This is a genomic window from Bradyrhizobium sp. SZCCHNRI3043, assembly GCF_032377735.1.
Taxonomy (GTDB): Bacteria; Pseudomonadota; Alphaproteobacteria; order Rhizobiales; family Xanthobacteraceae; genus Bradyrhizobium.
Genome location: NZ_JAUHID010000004.1, coordinates 155,319 through 168,228 on the forward strand (window position 1 = coordinate 155,319; position 12,910 = coordinate 168,228).

Annotated in this window: 12 protein-coding genes; 1 reads left to right on the forward strand and 11 read right to left on the reverse strand. The window is 64.6% G+C overall.

The window, feature by feature from the left end; genetic code table 11:
* Positions 1 to 22 precede the first annotated feature (22 nt).
* From QX124_RS11755 to QX124_RS11785, 7 genes are all read right to left on the reverse strand, one after another.
* On the reverse strand, positions 23 to 1,093 hold the full coding sequence (locus QX124_RS11755) for a branched-chain amino acid ABC transporter permease (RefSeq protein ID WP_315735395.1): 1,071 nt from the start codon (positions 1,091 to 1,093) through the stop codon (positions 23 to 25).
* Positions 1,090 to 2,100: a branched-chain amino acid ABC transporter permease gene (locus QX124_RS11760; protein WP_315773245.1), complete on the reverse strand. Its 1,011-nt coding sequence runs from the start codon at positions 2,098 to 2,100 to the stop codon at positions 1,090 to 1,092. The genes QX124_RS11755 and QX124_RS11760 overlap by 4 nt, the downstream gene beginning before the upstream one ends.
* Entirely contained in the window at positions 2,097 to 2,819 is a 723-nt protein-coding gene (locus tag QX124_RS11765) for an ABC transporter ATP-binding protein (protein ID WP_315773244.1), read from the reverse strand. Before QX124_RS11765 ends, QX124_RS11760 begins: the two co-directional genes overlap by 4 nt.
* A complete protein-coding gene (locus QX124_RS11770; protein WP_315735388.1) occupies positions 2,816 to 3,580 on the reverse strand; it encodes an ABC transporter ATP-binding protein in 765 nt (254 codons plus the stop codon). Before QX124_RS11770 ends, QX124_RS11765 begins: the two co-directional genes overlap by 4 nt.
* 67 nt (positions 3,581 to 3,647) lie before the next feature.
* Entirely contained in the window at positions 3,648 to 4,841 is a 1,194-nt protein-coding gene (locus QX124_RS11775) for a substrate-binding domain-containing protein (protein ID WP_315773241.1), read from the reverse strand.
* A gap of 131 nt (positions 4,842 to 4,972) precedes the next feature.
* The gene (locus QX124_RS11780; protein ID WP_315797244.1) at positions 4,973 to 6,751 is read right to left on the reverse strand and encodes a putative bifunctional diguanylate cyclase/phosphodiesterase; all 1,779 of its coding nucleotides are present in this window, start codon (positions 6,749 to 6,751) and stop codon (positions 4,973 to 4,975) included.
* A gap of 191 nt (positions 6,752 to 6,942) precedes the next feature.
* On the reverse strand, positions 6,943 to 7,911 hold the full coding sequence (locus QX124_RS11785) for a sensor histidine kinase (RefSeq protein ID WP_315735382.1): 969 nt from the start codon (positions 7,909 to 7,911) through the stop codon (positions 6,943 to 6,945).
* Between the two features lie 181 nt (positions 7,912 to 8,092).
* On the opposite strand from QX124_RS11785, the gene QX124_RS11790 reads away from it, so the two are divergent.
* Positions 8,093 to 8,935 (forward strand): SDR family oxidoreductase, encoded by an 843-nt coding sequence (locus QX124_RS11790; protein ID WP_315797245.1) that lies wholly within the window; start codon positions 8,093 to 8,095, stop codon positions 8,933 to 8,935.
* Between the two features lie 172 nt (positions 8,936 to 9,107).
* Here the strand turns inward: QX124_RS11790 and QX124_RS11795 are convergent, their stop codons facing one another.
* The 4 genes from QX124_RS11795 to QX124_RS11810 all read right to left on the reverse strand — a co-directional run bounded on the left by QX124_RS11795 (position 9,108) and on the right by QX124_RS11810 (position 12,885).
* Positions 9,108 to 10,484, reverse strand: coding sequence for a cytochrome P450 (locus QX124_RS11795; RefSeq protein WP_315797246.1), 1,377 nt, complete (start codon positions 10,482 to 10,484; stop codon positions 9,108 to 9,110).
* Positions 10,485 to 11,429: 945 nt separating this feature from the next.
* Complete coding sequence (locus QX124_RS11800) at positions 11,430 to 11,588, reverse strand: hypothetical protein (protein ID WP_213737209.1); 159 nt, start codon at positions 11,586 to 11,588, stop codon at positions 11,430 to 11,432.
* A gap of 226 nt (positions 11,589 to 11,814) precedes the next feature.
* Positions 11,815 to 11,961 (reverse strand): hypothetical protein, encoded by a 147-nt coding sequence (locus tag QX124_RS11805; protein WP_315735374.1) that lies wholly within the window; start codon positions 11,959 to 11,961, stop codon positions 11,815 to 11,817.
* A gap of 144 nt (positions 11,962 to 12,105) precedes the next feature.
* Positions 12,106 to 12,885, reverse strand: coding sequence for a hypothetical protein (locus QX124_RS11810; RefSeq protein ID WP_315735372.1), 780 nt, complete (start codon positions 12,883 to 12,885; stop codon positions 12,106 to 12,108).
* Between the last annotated feature and the right edge of the window lie 25 nt (positions 12,886 to 12,910).

The following is a 12,910-nucleotide window of genomic DNA, read 5'->3' on the forward strand; positions in this document are numbered from 1 at the left end:
GAATTTTAAGGGTACTTGCAGCTCAGCGTGTCGCGCCCGGCTTGTTGCGGAGGCGCCCGACGACGCCGGTCGGAAAGAAATAGACGCTGGCGATGAACAGGAGGCCGAGCCACAGCAGCCAGCGGTCGGGATGCAGGAGGCCCGGCAGCAGCGGCAGGCCGGCGTCCGCCGCCGCGGTCGAGGCGATGCCCATCAGGGCCTGGAGATAGTTCTGCGCCAGGATGAAGATCGCCGCGCCGATGATTGCGCCATAGATCGTGCCCATGCCGCCGATCACCACCATCAGCAGGATGTCGAGCATGATCGAGAAGGCGAGCGAGGTGTCGGGGCCGGCATAGCGCAGCCACAGCGCGTTCAGCATGCCCGCGCACGCCGCGATGACAGCGGCGATGCAGTTGGCATAGGTGAGATGGAAGACGGTGCGGTAGCCGAGCGCCTCGGCCCGAAAGCGGTTCTCGCGGATCGCCTGCAGCACGCGGCCGAACGGCGAGTTGACGACGCGCAGCAGCGCCAGGATCATCAGTGCGCAGACCGACAGCACCAGGTAATAGGTCAGGATGCGTCCGTTGATCGGGAAGCCGAACCAGTCCTTGCTGATGAACACGGTGCCCGGGCGCAGGAGCTCCGGCAGTTGGAAGCTGCGGCCGTCCTCGCCGCCCGTCAGCCACGACAATTGCGACGCCAGCACCAGGAAGGCCGAGGCGACCGCGAGCGTGATCATGGCAAAGAAGATCGCCTCGACCCGCAGGGAGAACAGGCCGATCGCGAGCGCCAGCAGCAATGCGAGCGGCAGCCCGGCCGCGACGGCGACCGCGACCGCGGTCCAATTGGGGCCGAGGCCATAGAGCGCGATCGCGATCGCATAGGAGCCGATGCCGTAGAACATCGTGTGCGCGAACGACACCGAGCCGGTGTAGCCCAGCAGCAGGTCGTAGGACGCGACCAGCGCGGCGAAGATGCAGATCTTGGCGGCGACGTTGAGCGCCTTGGCGCCAGGAAAGATGAAGGGTGTCGCCAGCAGTGCCAGGATGATGACGGTGAGCAGGATGGACAGCGCGCGGCTACGCGGTGGGTCGCCGGACAGGATCATCATCGGCTGGTCACCGCATAGAGGCCGCGCGGCCGCCACATCAGCACGGCGACCATCAGCAGGATGTTGGAGACGAGGGCGAGCTTCGGCACCAGGAAGCCGCCATAGTTGGCAACCATCGCGACCAGCATCGCGCCGATGAAGCAGCCGGTGATCGAGCCGAGCCCGCCAATGATCACGACGATGAACACCAGCACGGTGAGCTCGTCGCCGATCGAGGCATGCACCTGCTCGCGATACAGCCCCCACATCACGCCGCCGACGCCGGCCAGCGCCGAGCCGGTCATGAACACGCCGAGGAACAGCCGGCGGATGCGATAGCCGAGCGCCTCGACCATCTCGCGGTTCTCGACGCCGGCGCGGATCAACAGGCCGATCTTGGTCCGGTTCAGCACCAGCTCGATGGCGACGAAGATCGCGAAGCCGACGAGCATGGCCAGCAACCGGTATTTCGAGATCGCGACGTCACCGATGATGAAGGATCCACGCAACGCCGTGGGCAGCGGCATGGGAATGATCTGCGGGCCGAACAACGCATACAGGGTCTGCTCGGCAACGATGAGGCCGCCGGTGGTCATCAGGATCTGCTTGAGGTGCTGGCCGTAGACCGGCAGCACCAGCACGCGCTCGACGACCAGGCCGAGCGCGCCGGTCACGCCCATCGACAGCAGCGCAGCCGGGACGAGGACGGCGAGATTGGTCAGCAGCGAGTCGGACTGGGCCCAGCCCGCCAATGGCAGCAGCACCAGGGTCGCAACGTAGGCGCCGACGGCGATGAAGGCACCGTGGCCGAAATTGAGCACGTCCATCAGGCCGAATACGAGCGTCAGGCCCGAGGCCATGATGAAGATCATCATGCCCATCGCGAGGCTCGCAACCGTCAGGGTAACCCAGGAGCTCGCTGACCCGACCAGCGGGATCATCAGGAGCGCCAGCACGACCGGCAGCAGCAGCGGCGCGATGTCGCGCTTCGGCTTGGGCAGCGCATCGGTTGCCGCGATCTCGCTCATTGATGCGCCTCCAGGCTGAGGCCGAGCAGGCGCTCCTGCAGCGGCACGTCGGCCGCGAGCGCGGCCATCTCGCCGCGATGGACGATGGTGCCGTTGTCCATCACCAGCACCTGGTCGCCGAGCTCGCGCGCGGCGTGAAAATTCTGCTCGACCAGCAGGATCGTGGCGCCACGGCGCTTGATCTCCTTGAGGCATTCGATCAGCGACACCACGATCGCCGGCGCCAGGCCCTTGGTCGGCTCGTCGATCAGCAGCAGCTTGCGCGGCTCGACGATCGCGCGCGCGATCGACAGCATCTGCTTCTGGCCGCCGGACAGGCTGCCGGCGCGCGACAGCCAGAACTTCTTCAGGGCTGGAAAGAAGCCGAAGATCCAGGCGAGCTGGGCATCGTCGAGCGGACCGTTGCGCGCCGCCAGCACCAGGTTCTCCTTGACCGTCAGGTCGGAGAACACCGCCATGCTCTCGGGCACGTAGCCGACGCCGCGCCGCGCGATGTCGGGCGTCGCGAGCTTTTCGATCGCTTCGCCCGCGAGCGTGATGGTGCCGGTCTTCGCCTGCCACAGCCCCATGATGGTGCGCAAGGTCGTGGTCTTGCCGGCGCCGTTGCGGCCAAGCAGCATCGTGGTCTGGCCCTCGGGCACCTCGAAGTCGACGCCCTGCAGGATGTGATAGCGTCCGATATAGGTCTCGACGCCCGCAAGCTTCAGTAGCGTGCTCATGCCGCGCTCCGCGGCGCGACGCCGAGATAGGCTTCCTGCACGACGGGCGAGGCGATGACCTCCGCCGGCTCGCCGTCGGCGACCAGCTGGCCGTTATGCAGCACGATGATGCGGTCGGCGAGCGAGCGCACGACGTCCATCTTGTGCTCGACCAGCAGGATGATCCTGCTCTTGTCCTGCTTGAGCCTGCCGATTAGGTCGAGCACGACCGGCACCTCGTCGATGCTCATGCCGGCGGTCGGCTCGTCGAACATGAAAACCTTCGGCTCAAGCGCCATCATCAGCGCGACCTCGAGCTTGCGCTGGTCGCCATGCGACAGCGTCGTCGCGGTGACGCTGCGGCGGCCGCCGAGCGCGACCTGGTCGAGGATCGCATCCGCGCGCGCAATCAGGTCGCGCCGCGCCATCCAGGGGCGGAGCAGATCATAGTGCACGCCGCTTTGCGCCTGGACGGCGAGCCGCACATTCTCCTCGACGCTGAGATTGGGAAACAGGTTGGTGAGCTGGAACGCACGTCCCAGCCCGGCGCGCGTGCGCAGCGGAGCCGAGAGAGTGGTGATGTCTTTGCCATCGAACAGGATGGAGCCGGAGGACGCACGCAGCTGCCCGGAGATCAGGTTGAAATAGGTCGTCTTGCCGGCGCCATTGGGCCCGACGATCGCGGTCAGCTCGCCCGGGCGGAAAGTGCAGCTGACGCTGTTGACCGCCACATGGCCGCCGAAGCGGATGGTGAGATCGCGGGTTTCGAGGGTGAGGGCCATATCGTCAGCTGTATGACTTCCAAAGTGGACGTGCCCGGCGCGAGGGCCGGGCACGGATGTCAGCATCTCAGCGCTTGTTGCGGATCGGGACGGTCATCTCGTCGATCTTGATCTCGCGCACCGGCTCGTTGACGGCCCAGGCAAGGTTCGGATCGACCTTGACGCGGAAGTGATACATGCTTTGCAGCGCCTGGTGATCCTCTTTCCGGAAGATCATCTTGCCCTTCGGCGTATCGAACTCCATGCCTTCCATCGCCGCAATCAGCTTCTCGGTATCGGTCGACTTGGCCTTGGTCACGGCGGTGACGACCGCCATCGCCGCGGAGAAGCCGCCCGCGGTGAAGAAGTCCGGCGGTGCGTTGAAGCGCTTCTGGTGCTCTGCCACCAGCCAGTCGTTCACGGGGTTCTTGGGAATGTCATAATAATAGTAGGTGGCGCCTTCCATGCCGGGCAGCCGCTTGTAGGCGGCGAGCGCCGGCAGGATGTTGCCGCCGGTCGACAGCTCGATGCCGTAGCGCTTGGGATCCATGTCCTGCAGCTTGGTGAGCGGATCGCCGGCGCCGGCCCAGATCACCCAGATGATCTTCTTGCCGGGCTTGTCCTTCAGCGCGTCGAACAGGCGCTGGCCGACGGCGGTGAAGTCGGTTGTGCTGGTCGGCACATATTCCTCGGCGCCCAGCGTCGCGCCGGTCTTGGCCAGCGCCTCCTTGAAGGCGGCGACGCCGTCGCGGCCGAAGGCGTAGTCCTGCGCCAGCGTGGCGACCGTGACGCCGGGCTTGCCGATCGCGACCGCGTTGGAGATCGCGTCCTGCGAGGAGTTGCGGCCGGTGCGGAAGATGTAGCGGTTCCACTTCTCGCCGGTGATCTGGTCGGCCACCGCCGGCTCGACGATCAGGATCTTCTTGTTCTCTTCGGCGACCGGCAGGTCCGCGAGCGCCGCCGCGGAGGAGGTCGTGCCGATCGCGATGTCGGCGCCATCGTCCTGATAGGCTTCGGAGAGCGCGGCCTTCGACAGATCGGGCTTGCCCTGGTCGTCCTTGGTGATGATGACGATCTTGCGACCGTCGATCATGTTGGTGCCCTTGGTGGCATATTCGAAGCCGAGGCGAAGACCGGCCTCGGTCTGCTTGGCATAGGCCTCGAGCGGGCCGGTCTTGCCGTAGATGAGAGCGATTTTCAGATCGTCGGCCTGGGCGGCGGTGGCCAGCAGGGCTGCAGTCAGCGATGAAACAATGCCTTTGAGAATATGTGACGTCTTCACGAGCCTTCCTCCCAGCTACCGGCGGCTGTTGTCTGCAACTGATAGTGTGCAGGCTCGGCCTGGGTCAAGGCGCTTTCGGCGGCACCCCGTGACGGCTCATTCCTCGGGCCGAGGGCTTTTCCTCCTAAAACTCAGCGCCGATAGCGGCTGCTGCGCGCATAGGCCTGGCGATTTTCCTGCACAGGGCGACTGGCGAGACTGATGCGCGCTTCGCTTGCAAGCGGGGCCGCAGGCTTCAGCTCCTCGAGGAAGATCGGACGCGAGAAGTAGTAGCCCTGCGCATAGCGGATCTTGGTCGCGGCCTGCAGATAGGCGAGCTCCTCGAACGACTCGATGCCCTCCGCGATCACCGTCATGCCCAGAGCCTCGCTCAGGGATTCGATCGCACGCAGGATGCCCTGGCTGCGCGGCCGCTTATGAATGTCGGTGATGAAGGAACGGTCGATCTTGATCTCGTCCGCCGTGATGTCGGCGAGCGCCGACAGCGACGAATAGCCGATGCCGAAATCGTCGATCGAGATGCCGACGCCGATCCCGCGCAGCAGCGGCACGATCTCGTCCTGGAAATGGCTGCGAGTCACGAACGCGTCCTCGGTGACCTCGATCATGAACCGCTTGGGAAAGCCGGTTGCTGCAATCGCCCGGGCGAAGGGCTGCATGAATTCCGGATTCGACGCCTGTTTTGCCGCGACGTTGATGCTGATCGTCGCCTCGGGTCCAAACGCGTCGTTGATCAGATCGATCGACTTGACGATCTCGGCCAGCACGAGATGGGCGAGCTCGTCGATCAGGCCGAGCTCGACGGCGAGATTGATGAAGGAGCCGGGAGCCTGGATCACGCCTTCATTGTCGCGCAGGCGCACCAGCGCCTCGATGCCCTTGATCTCCTCGGTGCGGATGTCGACCTTGGCCTGGAACGCGCAGCAGAAGCGCTTTTCGAGGATCGCGAGCCGCAGCGACTGCTCGACCTTCATGCGCGCCAGCGCCTCGTGCTCCATTGCGCTCGAGAAGAAGGCCAGTGCGCCCTTGCCGCCGTTCTTGACGCGATACATCGCGAGATCGGCGTTCTGGCGCAGCACGTCGTAGCTCGCGCCGTGCTCGGGAAACAGGCTGACGCCAACGGACGCCGAGGCGAATACCTCGGCGCCGTCGATGAAGAAGGGCGCGTTCAGGCGGTTCACCATGTCCTGGAGGAATTCGGCGACCTCCTCGGCGCGCTCGATCGGATGCAGCAGCAGCAGGAACTCGTCGCCGCTGATGCGCGACAGCAGGTCCGATTCGCGCAGGTCGCGGCTGATACGCTTGGCGAGCTCGACCAGCAGCGCATCGCCGGTGGCGTGGCCGTAATAGTCGTTGATGTATTTGAAATTATCGAGATCGAGAAAGGCGAGCGCGAAGCGTCCGTCGACCCGGCCGCGCCGGACCAGATGGTCGGCGCGATGCTCGACCACGCGGCGCATCGGCAGGCCGGTCAGCTCGTCGTAATAGGCGGCCCGAAAAAGCTGGTCCTCGAACTCCTTCTGCTCGCTGATGTCGGCCGAGCTGGAGATGAGGACGACTTGGTCACCGATGCGGACCGGTCGATGCGCGGTCAGCAGGGTCTGCGCGCCGCGCTCGCCTGCCACTTTTTCCTCGCCGATCACCGTTCGCCCCCGGCCGAGGATCTCGCGGCAGGCGGTGCGCCGGTTATGGAGATGCGGCGCCGAGAGGCCGTCGATGCTGTTGGCGGCGGCGCCGAGCTGAACGGCGGCCGTATCGTTGACCAGCAGAAAGCGACCGTGCTCGTCCTGGACCGTGACGCCCGACGGCAGCTGGCTGAGGACGCTGCGCAGGAAGCGCAGCTCGGCCTCGGTCGAGCCCAGCCCCTCGTTCGGCCCGGGGGAAAAGTTGAATCGGTCGCTGCTGTACATGCGCCGATTGTGCAAAGTTCCCGCTTCATTTTAGTTAAGCGCTACGTAGAAACACGGAACGCGCGAGCCAAGTATTGGAAATGACGGAGCTTTGTGCCGCGGCGTCATTAACCGTTCGTGAATCGGAGTAGCGACGCGGCCGCACGCATGCGGCGAAAGTCGTAGGCAGCAATGGCCGCCCGGCGGCCGGCTCAGTTCGGTGGCACGCGACACTGCAAGGTGCAGTGAAGGCCGGATTCGAGAAACCTGGTCTCGGTCCTGCCATCGAACGACGACAGCACGGACTTCAGCAATTTGCTCCCGAAACCGGGCTTGCCGATCGGACCGATCGGTGGACCCCCGGCCTCGTCCCAGGTCAGATCGAGGCGGTCCTCCTGCATCGTCCACGACACCTGAAGGAAGCCGCGCGGCGAGGCAAAGGCGCCGTACTTGCCGGCATTGGTCGCAAGCTCGTGAAAGATCAAAGCGAGGCTGACGGCGAGCTTGGCAGGCAGGAATAGCGGCGGGCCGTTGAGCTCGAAGCGGACATGGCCATATGGTCCGAGCTCCGAGACCAGCAGATCCTTCAGGTCGCAGCCCTGTCCGTCGGCGCGCGCGATCAGGTCGTCGGCGGTCGCGAGCGCGCGGATGCGCTGGTCGATGCGGCTCCACACCTGCGGCTGGTCGTACAGCACCTGATGCAGCACGGCGTGAATGGTCGAGGTCTTGTTCTTGAGCCGGTGATGCAGCTCGTCGACCAGGAGCTTGCGATACTGCTCCTCCTGGGCGAGGCGCCGGGCGATCTCGCGCTGTTTGCCGGCCAGGCGCCGGTAGTGATCGACGCCCCAGATCACCAGCATCGCCACGACCATATACATCGCCATCAGCGCGAGCCGGGCGCCATCGGCCGGACCGCCGCCAAAATCGAGCGTCAGGCCGAGCGCTGCGCCTGCGATCGCCGTTGCCAGGCCGACGCCCGATCCGCCCATCGCGGTGGCGAAGAAGACGGCCGCCATGTAGGGCGTGAAGAACACGTCGGGCCGCAGATGCGCCATGCCGTAGCGGATCGCCGTGGCTGCGAGCAGGCACATCGCTGCAAACATGCAGCTCCATGTCAGGGAAGGCTGCTGCTCGCCGCGCCAGATCCGCTTGATGTCGTCGATGAGTCGCGTCATGGACATCCATGAGCCTCAACTGCGCAACCAAATTAAGGCCGACGTGGCGGTAATTTGTCCGGTTGATGGAAGCCGCCTTGCGTGTGTTGCAGGTTGGCGCGCACGATGATGGTTCCGCGGCGGAACTCAGGCGCTTATTATTCCGTCGCCAAGAATGAGCACGCAGCAACAACGGAAGGAGCAGGGAATGGGACGGTTGGAGGGCAAGGTCGCCGTGATCACGGGCGCGACCAGCGGGATCGGGCTGCGGACGGCGGAGATCTTCGTGGCCGAGGGGGCGAAGGTCGTCGTTGCAGGCCGGCGCAGCGCCGAGGGCGAGGCGCTGGCGCGCCGGCTCGGAGCGGACTGCGTCTTCCGGCAGACCGACGTCACCGTCGACGAGCAGATGCGGGCATTGATCGATGGCGCGGCCGAGCGCTTCGGCCGGCTCGATTGCGTGTTCAACAATGCCGGCGGCCCGGCGCAGACCGGCGGCATCGAAGGGCTCGACGCCGATCGCTTCGACCAGGCCATGGCGGTGCTGGTGCGCAGCGTCATGCTCGGCATGAAATACGCCGCGCCCCACATGAAGCGGCAAGGCGCCGGCAGCATCATCAACAACGGCTCGATCGCCGGCCGGCTCGCGGGCTATTCGACCTCGGTGGTCTACAGCACGGCGAAGGCGGCCGTGATCCATCTGACGAAATGCGTGGCGATGGAGCTCGGCGAGTCCGGCGTGCGCGTCAACTCGATCTCGCCCGGACTGATCGCCACCGGCATCTTCGGCAAGGCGCTCGGTCTGTCGACCGAGGCCGCCGAGAAGACGCCGGAGACGATCCGCAACGCCTATGCCACGGCGCAGCCGATTCCGCGTGCCGGCCTGCCCGACGACATCGCCTACGCGGCGGTGTTTCTCGCCAGCGACGAAGCCAGCTTCATCAACGGCCATGATCTCGTCATCGACGGCGCCATCACCGGCGGCCGCAACTGGAGCCAGCAGCAGCAGGGCTATCAGGCGATGCGCAAGCTGTTGGGGGACGCGGTGGAGTAGGGACGGCGAAGTATACATTTCGTCATGCCCGGGCATCCACGTCTCTCATCTGCGAGTTGCAGCAGGATGGATGGCCGGGTCAAGCCCGGCCATGACGAGGAGGAAGACGAGGAGGAAAGCGTCCGCAACAAACCAAGATCCTTGGCGCCCTTGCTGTATCAATGCGCGCGGGTCACACCGCCTTCAGCATCACCTTCAGCCCGTCGCGCGGCTTCGGGATCGGCCAGACCTGCCAGCTCGGCTGATAGCCGGGGGCGAAGGAGACCTCGAGGTTGGAGAGGAAGTGCCGGGCAAAGCACTTTACCTGCATGTAGGCGAAGTGCAGGCCGAGGCACATATGCGCGCCGCCGCCGAACGGCACCCAGGCGAAGCGGTGGCGGCCGCGCTGGGCCTCGTCGGTGAAGCGCATCGGATCGAAGCGCTCGGGCTCGGGCCAGATCTCCGGCATGTGATGCGTGAACATCGGATTGATGCCGACGCCGGTGCCGGCGGGAATCGCATAGCCCTTGAAGGTGAAGTCCCGGACCGGGCGGCGCGGCAATGATGGCACCGGCGGCATCAGCCGCAAGGTCTCCTGGAACGCCATCTCGGTGAGCTTCATCTTCTCCAGATGCTCCGAGCTCATCGGATCGCCCTCTGCAAGGCCGAGGCTCGCGACCTCGTCGCGCAGCTTCTGCTGCCACTCTGGATGCGCGGCGAGCTGGGCGACGAACGAGGTGATCGACGAGGTCAGCGTGTCGTGCGCGGCCATCATCAGGAAGCTCATGTGATCGACGATGTCCTGCGTCGACAGCAGCGCGCCGCGGTCGTCGGTGGCGCGGCACAGATGCGAGAACAGGTCCTCGCCGTCGCCGCGCGCGCGGCGCAGCGGGATCTGCTCGGAGAAATAGGCGACGATGCGCTGGCGGCCCTTGACGCCGCGCGCCATCTGCGTGCCCGGCAGCGGCCGGCGGATCGGCGCCACCGCGGCCGCGACCATGTCGACGAAGGCGCGGTTGATCGCATCGACCTCGGGCCCGATCTCGCTCCCCAGGAAGGACGTCGCCGCGAGATCCAGCGTGAGCTGCTTGATCGCGGGATAGAACAGCATCTCGCCGGGATTTGCCTTCCACTGCGCGATGCGTGCGGCGATGCCGCGGTCGAGGCCGGCGAGATAGGACTTCATCGGCCCGGCCTTGAAGGCGACCGACAGCGCCTTGCGGTGCATGCGATGCTCCTCGAAATCGAGCAGCATCAGGCCGCGCGGAAACAGCAGATTGAGGATGTGGCCCCAGCCATGGGCCGACGAGAACAGCTTGGTCTGGTCGAACAGCACAAGCTCGTTGGCTTCGGGGCCGAGCAGCACGACGTTGACGTCGCCGAACATGTGGGTGCGGTAGACGGGGCCATACTTCCTGGCGTTGCGCTCGACGTGACCCTTGGGGTCGGCGAGCGTCTCGAATGTCTTGCCGATGATCGGCCAGCCTTCGTCGCCGGGGATATGGGTGAGTGAATTGCGCCGTGGCGGGGTCAGCCTGATCGCTTCAGAGACCACATGCTGCATCGACATCGCGGGGCTTCCTCTCGTCTGATGGCGGTGTCTCGGATCTGACTTCGTTTCGGTCAGTGGCACAGTGACAGACACCGTGGCCTGCATTGTCGGGCGGTTGCGGCCCTGATGCAATACGCTCCGGTGTCTCATGATCCGCCAGTTGTGCTGCGTCGCACGCGGCTGCGATCTCGCGGCGCGTTGATGCGTCCGAGGGATGGAATATTCCGTCCTCCTCCAGTCAGAGGGCACGGGGAATGCCGGGCGCTGGCCGCACCCATGGCCCGCCTGCAGAAAAAAATGCAGGCGGCAGGTACCATAGGTTCAGCCGAGGCATCCCGGCATTCCCCGCGCGATGGTTTGAACGGCTGCTTCGCGTGCTCCCCGGTGCGCCGGGCTTGTTGGTCACCGTTGCCTGCGCGACGCGTGAGCGCCACCGCAAGCGTAACACCAGCATCGGGGTGCCAGGACCACGCGACTTGACCGTGCGCATCGCCGTCGTTCGTCCGCGCGGCGTCAACCACGCTGCGACATCGACACGCCCACCGCATCCCGCCTCAACGTTCGTGACGACCGCGAAGCGCCCCTCTTATCGAGACGGGACGGTGGGAGAGAAGCATGAATTCTGATAAAGAGAAACAGGAATATTTTTGCGGGCAGGACTGGACAGGGGTGATGTGATTGAGGTGGTTCGCGAAATGAGTTTTTCGGCGCGCACCGTCTCGCGGCGATCGACCTGTGATCGGCAGGTCGGCGCGGTGGTGTTTCTTTTCTCAAGATGTTTTGCTGGAAGCGATTTGCTCGTCGGGCCCGACGGTCGCCATCAGCTTCCTGCTGTTGTCGCCGGTGGGCGACGCCGCGATATCGGCGATCGATCGACGCAGGTTCAGCGGATCATGTCTCGCTGCGAGGAGGTCCCGCCACCGCCGGAAGCTGCCACGCGTTCCGACGCGGGCGTCAGGATCATCAGCCGCCCGATTTGTTGATTTTCTTCACCTTGGCGTCGGTTGCCTCGATCGAGGCCGCCAGCTCCAGGATCGCCTTTGCCAGGAGGTCGGCGGCCTCCTTGGGGTCCTGCGACCGTTCGGCGCGCAGCGCGTAGTTCTTGGCTGAGGAGAGTGACATTGGCGATCTTTCCCACGGAAAAGCCCGCCGGGTCGAGACGGCGGGCTGCCTGACGCGTCCTACGCGCGAGCGGTCCCTTGCAAGGCCATGCTCGATTCGCAGTGAGCATGGCAGGCCCGGGTTAAGAAAATCCTCGTGGCGCCCAATCGCCGATGGCCGCCAGGTCGCCACCGACGGCTCGAGGTGTGGAGATCCACTGCTACCAAACGCTGGCGATCAGTCGACCTCAGAACTTGTAGGCGATGCCGACCGTTGCGGTGTGGGTGCGTGTCGTGACATGCGCGGTGAAGCGGTCGTCGAAGCCGACGCCGCCGGTGGTGAAGAAGGGCTGCGTCCAGGTGCCGAAATCGGCGGAGCGATAGTCGGCACGCACGATCCAGTTTCCGCCGACCACAACGGCGCAGCCATCCGCGGCTGCGCTTCGAGGGGCAGGTCGGCTGCCAGCGCCGATCCCGAGTGCCGCGCCTTGTGGACCACGGACGCGGATCATGCTTTCGCGCACGCGCTAGTAGGTCGATTAAAAGAAGATCTTCCAAACGTAGTTCAAGGCATCGCCAAAATGTGCCTTGGCAAAGTCGATTAGAGCCGCCCTCGCCGCCGCAATTGTCCCCTCTTTGATCGTTCCCGCAAACCGCTTGCCGAGCATCCCAAGCCGCTCAAGGGCGATCTTCACGTAGCCAGCGCTGACAATTCGGGATCGCAGCTTGTTGAGCGTCCCTTGGAGGCCTTCCAGAGCAAAGTCGCGTTCTTGGGAGTGCGTGGCGCTATATCCGTTATCAGAACGGACTTCTTCGATAACATTTTCAAGTGATGAGATCGCCTTCTTCGCTGTCGGGTCGTCTTCCTCTAATTGAATGGGCGCCCACTCGCCGTCCGGATTCTCAAAATCCAGGACCTTTATGTCCAAGTTGACGAAATGGTTTTCGAGAGAGATTAGCGCAGGTACAAGCCAATCATTGCTCCGTCCGGCTGCTTCGTAGGTGGAGAACGGAAGATCTTCGTCCTGGATGAGAGTATTCCATACGTCATCGAATTCGGGACTTGACGAAAAAATCGCGGGTCCGAATGGGTCGCGCTTAATCTTGATCATTTCACGTTTAACCAGCCATGCCACCGCACGGTCCCAGATCATCCAACGCTCGATGAGGCTTCCTCCTTCGGGGTTCGGATCATCTAAATCCGGATACCGGCCCTTTATTTTAAACTCCGGAAGAGGAGTGCTCGCTTCGTGCAATGCCACTGCAATCGCCAGGGCATAGTAAATTGGCGCTCGGGCCACGAACTCCGCCTTGTCCATTTCTTTTCCCTCAACCTAAACGACG